We start from the raw sequence: 16,907 nt of genomic DNA, 5'->3' as shown, positions 1-16,907 counted from the left end.
CGGGTGGGTTGGTGGGGGAAGTTAATCAATCCTTAACAAAGGCCAGCGGCCGGGGGCCCTACACGGCCACGTACACTTCGGGCAGGTTGCGGCCCAGCCCATCGTAGTCGAGACCATACCCTACCACGAAATCGTTGGGGATTTCTAAGGCAATGTAATTCAGCGTCAGGTCGTGGCGCAGGCTAGCGGGCTTAAAAAACAAGGCGGCGATTTCCACCGAAGCCGGGTTTTTGGCCAGCAGCGCGGGCAGCAGGTGGTGCAGGGTAGTGCCGGTGTCCACGATGTCTTCCACCAGAATCAGGTCGCGGCCCTGCACGTCTTCGCGCAGGCCCAGGATTTCCTGCACCTGGCCGGTGCTGTTCGTGCCCTCGTACGAGGCCACCCGGATGAAGACGATTTCGCATTCGCCGCTGAAGCACTTGAGTAAATCGGAGGCAAACATGAAGCCCCCCGTGAGCACGACCACGAACAAGGGCCGGCGGCCGGCGTAGTCGGCACTAAGGCGGGCGGCCAGCTCCTCGACGGCCGTGGCCAGCTCAGCGGCCGATAAATACGGGCGAAACGCTTTGTCGTGGAGGGTAATGTTGGGGGATGAGCCCATGCGGTGCGGGGAAAAATTGAACCGCAAAGCTACTGTCATAACCACGGATTTATCGGATTAGGCGGATGAATCGGATTTTGGGGACGATTGGCTAGGCCCCGTTGGGGCCCCCAGGCAGGGCCGCGCCGGGCGGGCGGCATTTTGCCGCCTGCCCGGTAATCGCTGGGCTGTCCTAGCCGATGCCCAGGGTCAATCAATGATGCTCATTCAAGGCCACGAGCGGCTAAAGAAGCACGAAATGCCTCCCTGGAATCAAGCATGAAGCACCTAACGATTACCGGGCCCCACCCTGGGGCCCCAGCCACCGCCGGCCAATTGTCCCCGAAATCCAACCCATCCGCCCACTCCGCTAAATCCGTGGTCATGACCTACTCCTGGTGCAGGGCCGTGCGCAGCAGGCGGGCCGCGGCGGGCACCAGCGTTTCGGAGTAGTGCATGCGGGGGCGGAAGGCTTGCTCGAAGTGCAGCGGCGCGGGCGCGGCGGCGGCCCCGGGGCCCCCAGCGTGCTCGGCGATGTGCGGGGCGATGACCAGCGACACGATGCTCATAAGCTTGATGAGGATGTTCATGCTGGGCCCCGACGTGTCCTTGAACGGGTCGCCCACGGTGTCGCCGGTCACGGAAGCCTTGTGGGCGTCGGAGCCTTTGTATTGCATCACGCCGTTCACCAGCACGCCTTTCTCGAACGACTTCTTGGCGTTGTCCCAGGCCCCGCCCGCGTTGCTCTGGAAGATGGCCATCAGCACGCCGCTCACCGTGACGCCGGCCAGCAGGCCGCCGAGCACCTTTGGGCCGAATAGGAAGCCCACGAGGATGGGCGAGAGCAGGGCAATGGCCCCCGGCAAAATCATTTCGCGGATGGCGGCAGCGGTCGAGATGGCCACGCACTTCTCGTACTCGGGCCGGGCCGTGCCTTCCATGATGCCCGGAATCTCGCGGAACTGGCGGCGCACCTCCTGCACCATCGCCATCGCAGCACGGCCCACGGCGGCGATGGCTAGGCCCGAAAAGATGAACGGAATCATGGCTCCCACAAACAAGCCCGCCAGCACGTCGGCGTTGCTGATGTCGATGGTGTCGATGTGCGCCGTGCCCATGAACGCTGCGAACAAGGCCAGCGACGTAAGGGCGGCCGAGGCGATGGCGAAGCCCTTGCCAGTGGCGGCCGTGGTGTTGCCCACCGCGTCCAGGATATCGGTGCGCTCACGCACTTCCTTGGGCAGCTCACTCATCTCGGCGATGCCGCCGGCGTTATCGGCAATGGGCCCAAAGGCGTCGATGGCCAGCTGCATGGCCGTAGTGGCCATCATGCCGGCCGCGGCAATGGCCACGCCGTACAGGCCCGCGGCTCGGAAGCTCAGTACAATGCCCGCCGCCAGCACCAGAATGGGCAGCACCGTGCTTTCCATGCCCACGGCCAGGCCCCCAATCACGGTGGTGGCGTGGCCCGTGCTGCTTTGCTGCACGATGCTATTTACCGGGCGCTTGCCCATGGCCGTGTAGTATTCAGTGATGATGCTCATCAGCGTGCCCACGCCCAAGCCTACCAACACGGCGTAGAACACGTGCAGCGCGTCGAAAGTCACGCCGCGAATGGTGAGGGCCCCAGTAGGCAAAATCCACGCGATGAGGCCATAAGAGGCCACGGCGGAAACAACGACCGAAATGTAGTTACCCAGGTTTAGGGCCCCCTGCACGTTGCCGCCCTCCTTCACCCGCACGCACAAAATGCCGACAAGCGAGGCCAGAATGCCCATGCCGGCAATGGCCATCGGCAGGAAAATGGGCGACAGGCCCCCAAAATGGTCGGCGCTGCCCAGCTGCACCTCGCGCCCCAGCACCATGGTGGCCAAGATGGTAGCCACGTACGAGCCGAACAAATCGGCCCCCATGCCGGCCACGTCGCCCACGTTGTCGCCCACGTTGTCGGCAATGGTGGCGGGGTTGCGCGGGTCGTCCTCCGGAATGCCGGCTTCGACCTTCCCCACGAGGTCGGCCCCCACGTCGGCCGCTTTGGTATAGATGCCGCCGCCCACGCGGGCAAACAGGGCAATGCTCTCGGCCCCGAGCGAGAAGCCGGTGAGGACTTCCAGGGCCTTTTCCATCTCCTGCCCATTAGCCAGGCCGCTGGGCACAAACATTTTATAAAACACAATAAAAAGGGACCCCAGCCCTAACACGGCAAGGCCCGCCACGCCCATGCCCATCACCGAACCGCCCGAAAAAGACACGTTCAAGGCCGTGGCCAGGCTAGTGCGGGCCGCTTGGGCGGTGCGCACGTTGGCCTTGGTGGCAATCTTCATCCCAATAAAGCCCGCCAGCGCCGAAAATACGCCTCCGATAACGAAGGCAATGACGATGACCGGGCTGGAATTGCCGCTGGTGCTCCCCAGGTAAAACAGGAAGGCCCCAGCAATCAGCCCAAACAGGCCCAGCACTTTGTATTCGGCCCGTAAAAAGGCAATGGCTCCGTCGGCAATGTAGCCGGCAATGGTGGTCATGCGCTCATTGCCAGCATCTTGCCGGGCCACCCAGCCGGCCCGCACCCAGGTATAAAACAAAGCAAACACGCCCAGCGCGGGCACCGCGTAGAGGTAAGGGGTCATACCGGCAGGATATTAGGTGGGAATGAAGAGGAGTGCCGGTAAATGTAGGCAAGTATTAGAGCTCGCGCAACAGCACTTGGTAGAGGGCCAACATGCTGGCAATGTCGCGCTTATCCACCAGCTCGTCGGGGGTGTGCACGTGGTCTTCGGGGGCCCCCACGAAGCACCAGTCCCAGGGCTGGGCGGCGCGCTGCAGCTCCTTGGCGTCAGAACCGCCGATGTCTTCCACCTCCAGCTGCACCGCAATGCCCGCCCGCGCGGCAATGGCCCGGACGCGGTCCACGTAGGCGCGGCGCGGGATGAGGGAGTCGCGCAGCGAAATCACGCAGCCCTGGCCCAAGTGCACGCCCTCGGTCACCCATGTAATGTCGCAAATCAGGGCCTGGCGCACGCCGTAGGTGTCGTAGATGTACTGGGCCAGGAACGGCACCGTGCCGCCGCCGTGCTCCTCGCCGCACGAAAAAGCAATGACGCCGTGCTCCAGCGTTTCGCACAGGCGCAGGGCCGTCCACACCCCCAGGCGGTTGTCGAGGTAGCAGCTTTGCACCGTTGTCTCGGTTTCGCGGAAGTCGCAGCGGAACGTCAGCTCGGTGCCGCGGGGCAGCTCGCGGCTGAACTCGTAGCCCAAGGTTTCGGTTTCCTCGTTGATGGTCAGCGCACAATCAATCTCCCCTTCTGCATCGTGGCCCACCAGGCGATAACCGGCGTGGGTTTCGGGGCCCCCAATGGCCACCAGCTGCCGGCCGTAGCGCACCGTGAAGCCGATGCTGTCGAGGTGCGCAAACACGGCCGTGCGCGGCTGCCCGAACACCAGCACCACGCAATCCTGGAAGCCCTCGCCGGCCAGCACCTGGGGCTGGTGCTGCCACTTGGCTTGGTTTTGTTGCACGTAATCAAGCACAAAGGCCGTCAGCGGGCCTTCGTGGCCGGACGGCGCCGCGATGCGGCACAGGGTTTCGAGCAGTTGCATGGGCCGGAGGAAATTGGCCCAAAGCTAGGCCAGAGTCCGTACTTTAGGGCCCCGGCCGGCACCCGCCGGTTTTCCCGGGGCCCTGTTCCCCCGCTCTTCTCTATGGTTCGATTGCTTTTCTGTTGGGGCTTGCTGTTGTTGGGCCCACTGGTGGCCCGGGCCCAAACGGCCGACACAGTTCGCCGCCGCGGCGCCATGCGCGTGGTGCACCTCGACAGCGTGGCCGTGTCTCCCCAGGCCATCGACACGAAGGGCTGGCTGCTGCTCAATAAGGACATTCAGCAGGAGCTCGACGGGGCCGTGCACAACCTCTACAATTTCAAGTACGACCGGGCCGAGAAGCAGTTCCGCTCCCTCAAGCGGCGCTACCCCGAGCACCCCCTCGCCTACCTCATGCTGGGCCTGAACACGTGGTGGAAAATTCGCCCCACCAGCTTCCAGACCAAGGCGTACGACCGGCCGTTTTTCGCTTACATGGACTCGGCCATCACCAAGGCCGAGGCCCTCTACAAGGCCGATAAGCAGAACTACGAAGCCACGTTTTTCCTGGCGGCGGCCTACGGCTTCAGCGCCCGCCTGCACGCCGAGCGCCACGACTGGCGCCTGGCCACCGTCGACAGCAAGCGGGCCCTGAGCTACCTGCAGAAAAGCCAGGAAGCCAACGGCCTCAGCCCGGAATTCCTGTTTGGCCAGGCCCTGTTTAACTACTACGCCGTCTGGATTCCCAACAACTACCCGCTGCTGCGGCCGGTCCTGCTGTTCTTCCCCAAGGGCAATAAAGAACTGGGGCTTCAGCAGTTGCGCACCGTGGCCACCACCGGCTTCTACACCGCCACCGAGGCCAAGGTGTTCCTGATGGGCATCCTCAAAACCGAAGAGAATAACAGCGCCGAGGCCCTGCCCGTGGCAAAGCAGCTGGCCGCCACCTTTCCCGACAATGGCTACTTCCAGCGCTTCTATGCCCTGCTGGCCTACGACCAAGGCGAGTTTGTGGAGTGCGAGCGGGTGAGCAAGGAAATCCTGGCGAAAATAAACCAGGGCCTGCCCGGCTACGAGGCCATCAGCGGGCGCTACGCCAGCTACTTCCTCGGCTACCTCATGCAGTACCGCTACCGCGACGCGGCCAAGGCCCGCGACTACTACCAGCGCTGCATCGTGTTTTCGGAAAGCAGCGGCGACACCAGCGGCGGCTTCTACCTTTTCGCCAACGCCAACCTGGCCCGCCTAGCCGACAAGGAGCGCGAGCTGGCCACCGCCCGGCGCTACTACACGGTCGTGAAAGACATTGCCGACCACAAATCAGAGCAGTACAAAGAAGCCACCACGTGGCTGAAAAAGAACAAGAGCTAAGCCGATTATGGAGCTTTCCGACCTCTTCCTGACCCCGCTCTACCTCGGCATTTTCTATGCCGTAGCGTTCGGCATCCGCGCGCGGGTCACCAATCAGTTCACCAAGCAGTTTTTCATCCCGGCCCTCACGCTCAAGTTCGTCGGGGCCATTGCCCTGGGCCTAATCTACCAGTTTTACTACAACGGAGGCGACACTTACAATTACTTCTACCATACCCAAATCATCAATTCTGCCTTTGGCGACTCTTTCAGCGCAGGGATAAAACTGCTGCTTGACAACGGGGGCAGCACCGACCCCGCTACCGCCAAATACGTGGCCCAAATGTACTGGCACCAGCCCCACTCCGCCGAGTACGCGACAGTGCGCGTCGCGGCCTTCTTTGGACTGTTTTGTTTTAACTGCTACACCGTCATCGCCCTGTTTTTTGCCGCCACCAGCTTTAGCGGCTTGTGGGCGATGTACGTTACGTTTGCCAAAATTCGGCCTCACGTGTACAAGCAGCTGGCCTGGGCCATCTTCTACATCCCATCGATGTTTTTTTGGGGCTCGGGGCTCATGAAGGACTCGCTGGCAATGGGGGCCCTGGGCTGGCTTTTCTATGCCCTGTACCGGGGGGCCATCCAGAAGCGTGGCATTCCACAGGCCGCCGCCATTGGTTTTTTGGCTGCTTATGCTTTGTTGTCTATCAAGGTTTATATTTTGCTGTGCTTCCTGCCAGGGGCCCTGTTGTGGGTGTTCAATGAGAACAACGCCCTTATTAAAACCAAACCGTACGGGTGCTGGCCAAGCCCGTATTCTTCGTAGTGGGCGGGCTCATCGCCGTTTATGCTGCCACCAACCTCACCAAGGGCGATGATAAATATGATGTGGATAAGTTAGGCGAACGCAGTAAAATCACGGCTGACTACTTATATGAAACCAGCGTAAAACAGAACGGCTCGGCCTACAACCTAGGCGCACAAGACGGCACCATCGGCGGCATGGTAAAGCTGGCCCCACAGGCCATTTTCACGGCCCTGTTCCGGCCGATGATTTTTGAAGCCCGCAACCCCATCATGCTGCTCTCGGCGCTGGAAGCGGGATTTTTCCTGATTTTTACGCTCCGCATATTTTGGCGCACCGGCGTGGTAGCCACCATAAAGTTTGTGGCTACCACGCCGGTACTAGTGATGTGCTTTGTGTTTTCGCTGATTTTTGCGGCTTCGGTGGCCATTATCAGCGCTAATTTTGGCACTTTGGTGCGCTACAAAATTCCAATGATTCCGTTTTACCTAAGCGGATTGTATATCCTGCAAAGCATGCTCGACGCCGAAAAGGCTCACCGCCGGGCCCCGGCAACCCGGCGGCGGGCCCTGCCTGCCTAGCCTCTCTTACCGCGTTCCGTTGCGCTGCCGATTGGCCCGGTACTCGGCCCAGGTGGGGTGCGACCACAGACGCGACTGGCCTTCAGGAGCGGACTGGAGGCGAATTCCTCCTTGCAAAGCTGCCTGCACCGCTTTCTTCAGTAGCGGGAGGCCGGCGATGAGTTGCAACAGCGGATACGTAGCAAAATTATCCTCCGCTTCGGGCTGAATCAAGGCTTGGGCGATGATACCGCCCGTGTCGATGCCAGCATCCACTAGGTGTACCGACACGCCGCAGTGGGCTGTGTCATCATTGGCCAGGGCCCAGTAGCCACCGTGCACTCCCCGGTAGAGCGGGGTGATGCCCGCGTGGGTATTGATGAATGGGCACGGCACTCCCGTCAGCACCCGCTTGGCAATGATGCGGGTGCCATTTACTACCACCACGTCGGGGCTCAAGGCCTGTAGAGCCAAGAGAGCCTCCGGGGCATTCACCGACGACACTTGGATGGTGCGGTCAGGCGGCAAGGGCGCGTTGTTTAAGCCATGTGCTTGCCGCAGGTGCTGTAAGCGGGGCTGCGCCGCGCGGCTCAGGGGACCGGCAATGGCCAACTTGAAAGCAATTTGCCCCAGCACGGTGCCCCAGCCCAGCTTCTCGGCACGGCGCGTTAGCAGCTGTTTTTGACTGACTGTAGTTTCAACGATGATGCGGTGGACGCCAAACGCCGCGTCCAAGGCGTGAAATAGAATGTTGGTTGATTCGCCCGGCCCGGCCAGCATCACGATGTTTTTGCCGGCGTATTCAGAAGCAGTGCTCATGCAGCGGGAAGGTTTGGTAAGGAGGGGAGACGGGTGACCACGTCGGCCATGCCCAAAGTTTCCATGCCATAACGGGTCTCCAAATACCGAAAATGGTCGGCAATGCGCCGCAGCACCGCCATGTTTTCGGCCAAATTCGCCCCAAAATTATGCGGGTGCCACCACAAGTGGAAAACTTCGCCGGTCCGGGCGGCGTGCTCCATGCCTTGCAGGATGCGCCGCAGGCGCAGGCCTTCGAGCGGCTTCAGCCGCCCCGACCAGGGACGCAAAAACCGACTGGCCGGTATATTATACGGAAAGCTGGCCGCCATGTCGGCCCAGCGCGCGGTGTGTTGGCCCGATAGGTTCAGGTAGGCGTCCAAAAGGCGAGCCCCGCGCTTATAGAGCGACTGTTGCTCTTCGCTGCGTTCCTTGTAAATCCACGATTGTTCATTGCCCCGGTAGCTGCTAATACCTGCTTCCTGGCAAATGGCGAGGTAATCCGCATTATACTGATTGCGCGGGAAAACCAGGCTTTTGAGGCTGAGCTGCTGTGCGCCTGCCACGCGCACGGCCGCCTGTAAGTCGTGGCGGAAAGCTTCCGCGGTTTGGCCCCGCTCCAAGCAGTAGTAGTGGCAGAACGTATGGGAGGCCAGCTCCTGGCCGGGCGTAGCGCGAATTTGATTGATCAGCGTTTGACCAAAATGGTAAGGGTCCCGTGCTTCGTCTTCCCCTACTTGGCCGAGTACGCCGTAGGGCGAGAGGTTGGGGTCGTCGTAGGTGGGGCGCACCGCGGGCAAGTTAGCCATCATTTCGGCTTTGGTGCTAAAAAATAGCAAACCCACCGTGGCCCACGTCGCGTGCAAGCCGTACTCAGCAAATAGCGCCAGCATGGCGGGCACCGCTTGCCGCACGCCCAGCAGATTGGGCCCGTACTGAGCTAGGGTTTGCTGGTCGCGCACGCCCCAATTAATTTCAAAATCCAAGGAGATAACCAAGGCCCCCGGCATCGTAGCGGGCCCGTTAGCAGAGATGGGCATGTTTTATAGCGTTTAGCAGTACAATTTAGGGGCGGCCATTTTTCGGCTGATTTTATTGGAACAGGCTCAGGAAATTGGCGGTGTTAGAAGCCACCGAATAATGCTCCACGATGGTACGGCGGGCCGCCGCGCCCTGTCGCACCCGCTCGGGCGGGCTGGCCAGCAGCCGACGCAGGGACTGGTACCATTCTTCGTCGGTGGCGCACACAAATCCATTGGTTCCGTCCTGCACTACTTCCGTGTTCATGCCAACCGGCGACACCAGCGCCGGCATGCCCAGCGCCATGTACTGCAAGGCTTTGAAAGCGCACTTGCCCCGGGCCCACGGGTCGTCTACGAGCGGCATCAGGCCGAAGTTAAACTGCAACAAATCCGCAATCTCGCTTTGCTTGCGCCAAGGCGAGTAGCGCAGGCTGCGCAGCCCCATATGCGCGGGCGGCGCGTTGGAGATGACGTGAAACACAAACGCTTGCCCTTCACGCTCCAGCCGCTCCAGCACGGGCCACACCAAATCCAGGTGGCGCAGCGTGGTGTGGGTACCGGTCCAGCCGATGACGGGCGGGCCAGCAGGGGCCTGGTCCCGGACGCGGTTGTGCAATAAGTCGGTGTCCAGCGTCGTAGGGTTGACCATAGTATGGGCGTTGAATTGGCGGGCGTAGTCAGCTAGGTACGCATTGCCGCAACTCACCTTGTAAGCCCACCGGCAAATGGCTCCCACTTTTTGCGGCCACTTCAACCGGCCCAGGAGGCCCTGCTCGCCCGCGGGATCTTGCATCCAGATGGCATCGTCAAAATCGTAAACAATCCTCTTGCTCAACCCTTTGGCAATGAGCCACTCGAATATCGGAGGACCCACTGGGGCCGCTTCGCGGTGAATGAACACAAAATCGTAGGCGGGCACCGCCAACAATAGTCCCAGCCGCCGGCCAAACCCACTTAGCAGGCCCAGTATTTTGGCCGCGGTGTGCCCGGGCTGGTATAAAATGTTCCACGTAGCCACCGACCAAAACGGGGCAAGCCGGTACTGGTGTCCGTGGGCCGCCAGCAGGCTCAGGTATTGCTCGAAGCGAAACCGCTGCGACGGGGCCCGGCCGGCCGGGTACGGAGTGAAGAATAGAATACGCGCCATGCGGAAGGATTAGCGGCGGTGGTAGAAATTGAGGACGCCCGCGACGACGCGCTCCTGGTCGGTGGCGCTCAGCTCGTAAAACAGCGGCAGGCGCACCAGGCACTCGGTGTAGTGCTCGGCCCAGGCCAGGGCCCGGCCGTCGTGCCGCGCGGCGTAGTACGGGCTGCGGTGCAGGGCCCGGTAATGGAAAACGGCCAGAATACCCCGCTGCCCCAGGTGCGCAATCAGAGCGTCGCGCTCGGCCCGGTCGCGGCACACGAGGTAAAACAGGTGGCCGTTGTTGGTGGCGTAGGCTGGCAGCGCGGGCAGGCCCACGCCCAGGGCTTCCAGCGGGGCCAGGGCGGCGTAGTATTGGTCCCACAGGGCCGTGCGCTGCCGCTGGATGTCGGCCAGGTTTTCAATCTGCGCCCAGAGGTACGCCGCCGTCAGCTCCGACGGCAGGAACGACGAGCCTACGTCTACCCAGTTGTATTCCGTGGCCTCGCCCCGAAAAAAGGCCGACCGCGTGGTGCCCTTCTCGCGAATAATCTCGGCCCGCCGTGCAAACTGCAGGTCGTTGAGGGCCAGCAAACCGCCTTCGCCGGCAATGATATTTTTGGTTTCGTGAAACGAGAAGGCCGCCAGGGCCCCCAGCGTGCCCAGCCGCTGGCCGTCGTAAAAGCTGTCGATGGCGTGGGCCGCGTCTTCCACCACCGCCAGGCCGTGGCGCTGGGCCACGGCCAGCACGGCGCCCATGTCGCAGGCAATGCCGGCGTAGTGCACCGGCACAATGGCCCGGGTGCGGGGCGTGACGAGGGCTTCCAGGGCCCCGGCGTCGAGGTTGGGGTTCAGGGCTGTGCTGTCGGCAAAGACAATTTTAGCGCCCCGCAGCACAAAGGCGTTGGCCGTGCTCACAAACGTAAAGGCCGGCACAATTACCTCATCGCCGGGCTGAATGTCGAGTAGCAGGGCCGCCATTTCCAGCGCGTCGGTGCAGGAAGTCGTCAGCAGCGCCTTGGCAAATCCCCACGCCTGCTCAAAGTAGGCGTGGGCCCGCTGGGTGAACTGCCCATCGCCGGAAATCTTGCCCGAGCGCACCGCTTGCTCGATGTAGCAGGTTTCGTTGCCAGAGAAATACGGCTTATTAAAGGGAATCGGAGCGTCCATGCGGGCCGCAAAGGTACGCCGGGGCCCCGGCCTACCCGAAGCGCGACCGAAACTGCCGCAGCGGCAGGGCGTCGGCCCCGGCCTCGGTGCGCAGCGCGGTGAGGCGCAGCAGGCCCGTGCCGCAGACAACCACCGGCTGCCCAGCGCGCACAAACAGCACCTTGCCGGGGGCCCGGTTTTCGATTACCACGTCGGGCACGGCCTCAACGGCCAGCACCCGGCACAGCTGACCGTCGAGCAGCGTGCTGGCCCCGCGGTAGGGGGCCCCCAGCGCGTCCACGAAGCGCCGCAGGTACGCACTGTCGCGGTGCCAGTCGATGCGGTAGTCCGCCTCGTCGCGCCAGAGGCTGTAAGTAGCGGCGGCCTCGACCTGGGGCGTGCCCGGCGGCAGGGCCCCGGCGCACAAGCCGGGCCAAAGCCAGGTGGTGAGCTCCAGGTAGCATTCCACGGCCAGGGCAATGGCGCGGGTAATGGTGATGGGGTATTGCACCGGGCGCGCCACCTGCGCCAGCACGGGGCCCTGGTCAAACTCGGCGGTGGCGTACAGGGCCGTCACGCCAATCTCCGGCTCGCCGTTGAGCAAGCAGCTCACCAAGGGCGCAAAGCCCCGGTAGCGGGGCAATAGGCTGTCGTGCAAGACAATAAGCTTGTCAACATCCGTAATCAACCAGCGCCACGCCACCGCCAGCGCGTGCGTCGCTGCGGTTGGGCGTCCGGCTGTGCGGCGCTGAAATGGGATGCTCTCCCGCGCGCACAGCGCCTGAATTTCGACGAAATAGTCGTTAACCAGGTGCGCATCGGGGGCCCCTATCACCAACGCCACCGCCCTTTTGTCCAGCTGCGCTACGATGTGTTGCAGCACCCGGTACCCTTTTTCGGTCATCAGAAACAGGGTAACCCGGGCGGGCGCAACACTAGGAACGGCCATAGTAACTTGTTTTAATTGCGAGATTTGTCCCCGAATTAGCAAAAAAAGGCGGTTATACCTCGGCTGCGCTCGGCATGACCGCCTTTTCGAGTAGCTTTTTCAGGACTTCCGCAAACGTCCACGTCTTTAGCCCCGGAGGGGCGGCCCGTCGGTAGTAACAAATTGATTAAGAACGATAAAACCCCATCGGGGCGATCCAATACCGTTGTAAGTAGCTGGGTCACCCCGATGGGTCTTTCATACTCACTTTCAAGAAATTACTATAGACGGGTAGCCCCTCAGGGGCTAACAAAATGGACATTTGCGTAAGCCCTGTTCTTATTAGGGGACGTGTCTAATGTCCTACGCGAACAAAGAGCGGGCAATCCGGTGCTAATGCCCACCCGCTTCCTCGTCCACAATGTACAACGGCCGGTTTTTCACTTGCTCGAACGTCTTGCCAATGTACAAGCCCACCATGCCCAGCACGGCCAGCAGCAGGCCCGAAAAAAACCAGATGGAGATAATGAGGCTGGTGTAGCCGGGCTGGTAGATTTGCCCGGCCCAGTAGCGCAGCAAGGTGATGGGCACCAGCAAAAAGGCGCCGCTCGAAATCAGCAGCCCCAGTTTTATGGTCAGACGCAGGGGCTTGTCCGAGTTGGCCAGCAGGATGTCGAGGCCCAGGTGCAGCCGCCGGCCCAGCCCGTAGCTGCTGCGGCCTTTGGCGCGCTCGGCGTGCGTCACGTCGAGGTAGCCGGTGCGAAATCCCACCCAGCGCACCATGGTGGGAAAGTAGCGGATGCTCTCGCGCATGGCCAGCACCGCGGCAATCACGCGGCGGTGGTAGATGCCAAAATTAGCCACGGCCGGGTCCTGCGGTGTTTCGGTGAGGTATGATAGCAGCCGGTAAAATAACCGCGACAGCAGCTTCTTGTGCCACGCATCTTGCCTGCCCGCGCGCCGGGCCAGTACTAGGTCGTACCCGCGCTGGGCCTCGGCAAATAGGGCCGGTATTTCTTCCGGTCGGTCCTGCAAATCGCAATCTAGCACCACCACCCACTCGCCCCGGCACTGCTCCAGCCCCGCCGTGATGGCCCGGTGCTGGCCAAAGTTGCGGCTCAGGCGCAGGCCCCGCACGCGCGGGTCACGGGCGGCCAGCGCCTGGATGCGGGCCCACGAGCCGTCGGTGCTGCGGTCGTCCACCAGCACAATTTCGAAGCTGCTGCCCAGCGCCTCCCCCGCCGCGGTCAGGCGCCGCACCAGTTCCGCCACCAAGCCCTCGGCCTGGTACACGGGGCTAACGAAGGAAAAAATGGGTGACGGCACGGGCAGCATTCAAACCAACAAAGAGGGTAGGTACAGCCGCAAGATAAAATGCCTGGGGCAAGCAAGCCGCCAGCGCGGCATATCGGGGCATTGGGGTGCGGCTTCGCTTAGCCGCGCCGCTCAAATCCTAAAGTTGAGCAAAAATACCTTCCGCTGTAGGCAGGTATTGCGCCAGCCCGCGGTACTCAATGCCTGCTTCCCGGCAACGGGCTCTTAGCGTTTCTTTGTCTTCCGCTAGCAGTTGCCGGATGCCTGGCCAGACCCGGGCAGCTTCCGCAGTGCTAAACTCGCTTACCACTACCCCCACGCCGTATTGCTCAGCCACCCGGTCATCTTCTGAAACGCCCGCGCATACGAGGTAGGGTAGCCCGCAGCACAGGTACTCCCCTACTTTGATCGGTGAGCGAAAGCGCTGGGAGGGAAACGAAGGCACGGCCACCACACCAAAATCAGCCGCCGAAATGTAGTCCGGCACTTGTTCATAAGGGCTGCGCGTCACCGCAAACTGTTGGGGCAGCAGGCCTTCGGCAATCATCAGGTTCTGAACGTAATCGGCCGTATCGGGGCTCACGATTAAAAAAAATAAATCGGGCCGCTCCGCCAGAAACGTGCGAAACAATACCGCTACTTCCCGCTCGTAATAAATTCCGCCAAACTTGCCCAAATACAGAATTACGGGGCGGTCATCGGCCAGGCCCAGCTGCTGGCGGATGCGCTGGCGGCCCGCGGGCCGGAACTGCATTTTGGCTTCGTCCACGCAGCTCGGCAGCTTGTACACCTGCGCCCGGCTTCCCCAGGCTTGCAGCCGCTGCACCATGTGGCCGGTACCGGTAGACAGGATGTCCGCGTTCATCCCCGATGCTCTTTCCAAATAGTGCAGCCCCTTGTAGGCCAGGCTATTCTCGGACCACACCCGGCAGTCACGCATGAACTCGCTATGCGGCTCGTACTGGTAGCCGTAGTAGCGCAGGCCAAACAGGCGGGCCATCAGGTAGGCAAAGCTGCCCGCTATTGTGCCCAGCGAAACAATGGCCCGGGCCCCTGAAAACAATTTCAGCCGCAGCACTAAGCCAATGCCCATCGCTAAATCATACGCTTTTTTCAGCAATTTGAACCGGCCCGAATGCCACCGGAGGGGGTGCCAATGGATGTGGTACTGGGCAAAGTCCTGGTGCCGCTGCCGCTGCTGATCCGGCGAAAGGGCGTATTCGTCCTGCTCGTAGGTGATGAGGTGCAGGCGCAAATCGGGCTGTTGTAAGCCCACGTGCTGAAGCAACAGCAGCAAGTTCCCTTTGAATAAAGGGTCGTCGCAACTATTGTAAACGTAAATAATGATGACGCGGGGGCTCATGGAAGTGGGCAAATGCAGCGAAAGAAATTGCCTCAAAGCGCCTGGATTACGGTTTCCCATTGTTGCATGATGGGACCCGGGGCAAAGTTCTGAACGCGCTGCAGCGCCTGAGCAGCGTACTGCTGGCGCCGCTCAGGCGCTCGCAGCAAGCTGGCTAAAGCACTGCTCCACTGGGGAGCGTTCTGGGCCACCAAGGGTCCCGCCGTGAGCAGTGGCAACAGCAGGCCATACGTTGCCCACTCTGGGTGCTTTGCCCGCTGCGCCGCCGGAGTCGCCGGGGCCAGAATTTCACGGGGCCCAGTCGGGCAATCGGTGGCGGCCACGGGCACTCCGCAAGCCATGGCCTCGCACAGCGCCATCGGAAACCCTTCGGTGTCAGAAGGCATTAACGAAACCGTGGCGCGGGCAATGTACCGGAAGGGATTGGCCTGGAAGCCGAAGAAGAAAACGTCGTACCGTTCCGGGTCTGGGGGCCCCAGTGGCGCGTGCCACGCGCTCCAGGCCCGCAGCCCCAGCTGCCCGCACTGGGCAAGCAGCGCTTCCCGCGTCGGACCGTCGCCAAGCAGGGCCAGTCGGGCCCGCGGCACCTGCCCCTCGTGTTGCAGCTGCTGCAACACGGACAGCAGGCCCAGCTGGTTTTTCTCAGGAGATAAACGGCCGGCGCTGATGAGCACTGGGTAGTTTCTGAACAGCGCTTCTTCCGGCGCGGGCAGGGCTTCGCGGCTTCTGGTCTGGATGCCTTCCACATCAAAAAAGTTATTGATGGTGACCACCTGCGCCGGCCGCAGCCCAAACGTATCCAGCAGTTCCTGCCGCAGGTCCCGGCTTACCGCCACTACCCGGTCGGCTGCCTTGTAAAGCACGGGCATTAGCACCCGGCGGCGCAGCCCGCCCAGGGCCCCCCGGATGTTGGGGTCGTGCCGCTTGGAGTTGTGAATGCAGAGCACCACCTTTTCGGGGCCCTTGCTCAGCAGGTTCAAATAATCGGCCCCCTCCAGATGGCTAATGCACACATCAATACGGTGCTCACGCTTCAGTTCTTTAACGCGACGCACGCGCTGCACCAAAGCCCGCAGCTTGCTCAGGGGTCCCACACCGGCCGGCACGTCAAGCGCAACCAACTGGTTTTGAGTAGGGAAAGCCACGTCGGCACGGCTGTCGAATACGCATTCTACTACCCGGTGGTGCCGGGCAAGCTCTTGGCCATGGTCATGGAACACGCGTTCGGCCCCGCCGTAGGTGAGCTGCGGAATCAACAGCAAAATGTTCTTGCGCGGCGGCGCTGGTACGGTCGGCTTCCTCAATTTTACAGATGCCGCAGCACAAAGTTCTTGATCATAAATTTTCCGTACAGCTTGGCCGTGGGCGTAAAGTGCCGCGACAATTCGTGCCGCCGGTATTCCGCAAACGAATTTGTTTGCTTGTCCGGGTTGAGGTAGCACGTTAGAAACCAGCGTTCCGCCACGCATCGCAGCATCGACGAAGGCTTTACGTACTGCCGTTGTTGGTTATAAGCCTGTATTTTCCAAAGCCAGTCGTGCACTTCGGCCAGTGAAATATCGCCGAGCGTGAAAGGATAATAGGCGATGGTATTGTGTACGTGCAGCTCGCGCCCGGTGAACGGAACGCCGAACCCCCGTAGCAGCTTTTCCCGAATTTGGTTGGACTTGGCATTGCGCCGGGCGTGCACGTCGCCCTTCACCGCCTGGGGCAAAGTACGGTAATTTAGCAGCACTTCCGGCTGGTTAACGATATCGACCACCTGCGCGGCCCGGGCGATAAACTCGTAATCTTCGCCGAAGGTGTCCTGAATGGTGTCGTCGTAGCGCAGCCCGTGCTCGCTCAGCAAGGAGCGGCGGAAGCAAACCGTAGGGTTGGCAACCGGCATGTTGAACAGCAAAAAGCTGCGCACGTCATCGGCCGATACCGGGTACACATATACTATTTCCGATTCACCAAAACACTGCATAAACCCACTGGTCAGGCCCACCGTGGGATTTTTCTCCAGGAAATCAACCTGCCTTTGCAAGCGGTGCGGCAAGGCAATGTCATCGGCGTCCATTTTAGCAATGTAGCGGCCGCGGGCGTATTCGGCTCCGTAGTTGTCGCTGAACGAACGCCCCCTATTTTGCGCGTTGGCCAGCACCCGCACCCGGGGGTCAGCCTCGTAGCTGCGGGCCACGGCCAGGCTTTCATCCTTCGAGCAATCATCGACAAGGATAAGCTCAAAATCTTGAAGCGTTTGGTCTAAAATGCTATCGATGGCAGGACGCAAGTAGGCTGCCGCGTTATAAATCGGCAGAATGACGGAAACTAACGGGACAAAAGTAGTAGGCATA

General features: G+C 61.4%; 15 protein-coding genes. 3 read left to right on the top strand and 12 right to left on the bottom strand.

Annotated features, from left to right (window positions below; translation table 11 throughout):
• Window positions 1-58: 58 nt before the first annotated feature.
• From hpt to AXW84_RS04540, 3 genes are all read right to left on the bottom strand, one after another.
• Window positions 59-601, bottom strand: coding sequence for a hypoxanthine phosphoribosyltransferase (gene hpt, locus AXW84_RS04550; RefSeq protein WP_068229321.1), 543 nt, complete (start codon window positions 599-601; stop codon window positions 59-61).
• Window positions 602-969: 368 nt separating this feature from the next.
• Complete coding sequence (locus AXW84_RS04545) at window positions 970-3,207, bottom strand: sodium-translocating pyrophosphatase (RefSeq protein ID WP_082773697.1); 2,238 nt, start codon at window positions 3,205-3,207, stop codon at window positions 970-972.
• A 55-nt stretch (window positions 3,208-3,262) separates the two neighbouring features.
• Window positions 3,263-4,177 (bottom strand): M20/M25/M40 family metallo-hydrolase, encoded by a 915-nt coding sequence (locus AXW84_RS04540; RefSeq protein WP_068229318.1) that lies wholly within the window; start codon window positions 4,175-4,177, stop codon window positions 3,263-3,265.
• A 102-nt stretch (window positions 4,178-4,279) separates the two neighbouring features.
• Between AXW84_RS04540 and AXW84_RS04535 the strand changes: the two genes are divergently transcribed.
• From AXW84_RS04535 to AXW84_RS04525, 3 genes are read left to right on the top strand one after another with little or no spacing between them, the layout of a single operon-like run.
• Entirely contained in the window at window positions 4,280-5,527 is a 1,248-nt protein-coding gene (locus AXW84_RS04535) for a tol-pal system protein YbgF (RefSeq protein ID WP_068229316.1), read from the top strand.
• 7 nt (window positions 5,528-5,534) lie between these two features.
• A complete protein-coding gene (locus tag AXW84_RS04530; protein ID WP_068229313.1) occupies window positions 5,535-6,332 on the top strand; it encodes a hypothetical protein in 798 nt (265 codons plus the stop codon).
• Complete coding sequence (locus tag AXW84_RS04525; protein WP_068229309.1) at window positions 6,305-6,892, top strand: hypothetical protein; 588 nt, start codon at window positions 6,305-6,307, stop codon at window positions 6,890-6,892. The genes AXW84_RS04530 and AXW84_RS04525 overlap by 28 nt, the downstream gene beginning before the upstream one ends.
• A gap of 6 nt (window positions 6,893-6,898) precedes the next feature.
• On the opposite strand, the gene AXW84_RS04520 is transcribed toward AXW84_RS04525, so the two are convergent.
• From AXW84_RS04520 to AXW84_RS04480, 9 genes are all read right to left on the bottom strand, one after another.
• On the bottom strand, window positions 6,899-7,690 hold the full coding sequence (locus tag AXW84_RS04520; protein WP_068229306.1) for a formyl transferase: 792 nt from the start codon (window positions 7,688-7,690) through the stop codon (window positions 6,899-6,901).
• Window positions 7,687-8,709, bottom strand: a complete 1,023-nt coding sequence (locus AXW84_RS04515; protein ID WP_204248423.1) for a polysaccharide deacetylase family protein — start codon at window positions 8,707-8,709, stop codon at window positions 7,687-7,689. The genes AXW84_RS04520 and AXW84_RS04515 overlap by 4 nt, the downstream gene beginning before the upstream one ends.
• A gap of 52 nt (window positions 8,710-8,761) precedes the next feature.
• Window positions 8,762-9,838, bottom strand: coding sequence for a glycosyltransferase family 4 protein (locus tag AXW84_RS04510; protein ID WP_068229304.1), 1,077 nt, complete (start codon window positions 9,836-9,838; stop codon window positions 8,762-8,764).
• A gap of 9 nt (window positions 9,839-9,847) precedes the next feature.
• Window positions 9,848-10,984, bottom strand: a complete 1,137-nt coding sequence (gene rffA, locus AXW84_RS04505) for a dTDP-4-amino-4,6-dideoxygalactose transaminase (RefSeq protein ID WP_068229301.1) — start codon at window positions 10,982-10,984, stop codon at window positions 9,848-9,850.
• 31 nt (window positions 10,985-11,015) lie between these two features.
• Complete coding sequence (locus AXW84_RS04500) at window positions 11,016-11,912, bottom strand: methionyl-tRNA formyltransferase (RefSeq protein WP_071890994.1); 897 nt, start codon at window positions 11,910-11,912, stop codon at window positions 11,016-11,018.
• 372 nt (window positions 11,913-12,284) lie between these two features.
• Window positions 12,285-13,226: a glycosyltransferase family 2 protein gene (locus AXW84_RS04495; protein WP_068229295.1), complete on the bottom strand. Its 942-nt coding sequence runs from the start codon at window positions 13,224-13,226 to the stop codon at window positions 12,285-12,287.
• A gap of 118 nt (window positions 13,227-13,344) precedes the next feature.
• Window positions 13,345-14,502 carry a glycosyltransferase gene (locus AXW84_RS04490; protein WP_157886812.1) on the bottom strand — a complete coding sequence of 386 codons (1,158 nt, stop codon included), beginning with the start codon at window positions 14,500-14,502 and terminating at the stop codon, window positions 13,345-13,347.
• Window positions 14,503-14,600: 98 nt separating this feature from the next.
• Entirely contained in the window at window positions 14,601-15,830 is a 1,230-nt protein-coding gene (locus AXW84_RS04485) for a glycosyltransferase (protein ID WP_162268243.1), read from the bottom strand.
• 44 nt (window positions 15,831-15,874) lie between these two features.
• Window positions 15,875-16,843 (bottom strand): glycosyltransferase family 2 protein, encoded by a 969-nt coding sequence (locus AXW84_RS04480; RefSeq protein ID WP_068229286.1) that lies wholly within the window; start codon window positions 16,841-16,843, stop codon window positions 15,875-15,877.
• Between the last annotated feature and the right edge of the window lie 64 nt (window positions 16,844-16,907).

Source organism: Hymenobacter sp. PAMC 26628 (assembly GCF_001562275.1).
GTDB lineage: Bacteria > Bacteroidota > Bacteroidia > Cytophagales > Hymenobacteraceae > Hymenobacter.
Note: the sequence above shows the minus strand (reverse complement) of the source record. Positions and strands in the feature narration are given on the sequence as shown.

What these genes read in the sequence shown, in the direction of transcription:
- AXW84_RS04520 (WP_068229306.1), bottom strand. Translation starts at nt 7,690, where the DNA reads ATGAGCACTGCTTCTGAATACGCCGGCAAAAACATCGTGATGCTGGCC.
- AXW84_RS04535 (WP_068229316.1), top strand. Translation starts at nt 4,280, where the DNA reads ATGGTTCGATTGCTTTTCTGTTGGGGCTTGCTGTTGTTGGGCCCACTG.
- rffA (WP_068229301.1), bottom strand. Translation starts at nt 10,984, where the DNA reads ATGGACGCTCCGATTCCCTTTAATAAGCCGTATTTCTCTGGCAACGAA.
- AXW84_RS04530 (WP_068229313.1), top strand. Translation starts at nt 5,535, where the DNA reads ATGGAGCTTTCCGACCTCTTCCTGACCCCGCTCTACCTCGGCATTTTC.
- AXW84_RS04510 (WP_068229304.1), bottom strand. Translation starts at nt 9,838, where the DNA reads ATGGCGCGTATTCTATTCTTCACTCCGTACCCGGCCGGCCGGGCCCCG.
- AXW84_RS04495 (WP_068229295.1), bottom strand. Translation starts at nt 13,226, where the DNA reads ATGCTGCCCGTGCCGTCACCCATTTTTTCCTTCGTTAGCCCCGTGTAC.
- AXW84_RS04500 (WP_071890994.1), bottom strand. Translation starts at nt 11,912, where the DNA reads ATGGCCGTTCCTAGTGTTGCGCCCGCCCGGGTTACCCTGTTTCTGATG.
- hpt (WP_068229321.1), bottom strand. Translation starts at nt 601, where the DNA reads ATGGGCTCATCCCCCAACATTACCCTCCACGACAAAGCGTTTCGCCCG.
- AXW84_RS04540 (WP_068229318.1), bottom strand. Translation starts at nt 4,177, where the DNA reads ATGCAACTGCTCGAAACCCTGTGCCGCATCGCGGCGCCGTCCGGCCAC.
- AXW84_RS04545 (WP_082773697.1), bottom strand. Translation starts at nt 3,207, where the DNA reads ATGACCCCTTACCTCTACGCGGTGCCCGCGCTGGGCGTGTTTGCTTTG.
- AXW84_RS04515 (WP_204248423.1), bottom strand. Translation starts at nt 8,709, where the DNA reads ATGCCCATCTCTGCTAACGGGCCCGCTACGATGCCGGGGGCCTTGGTT.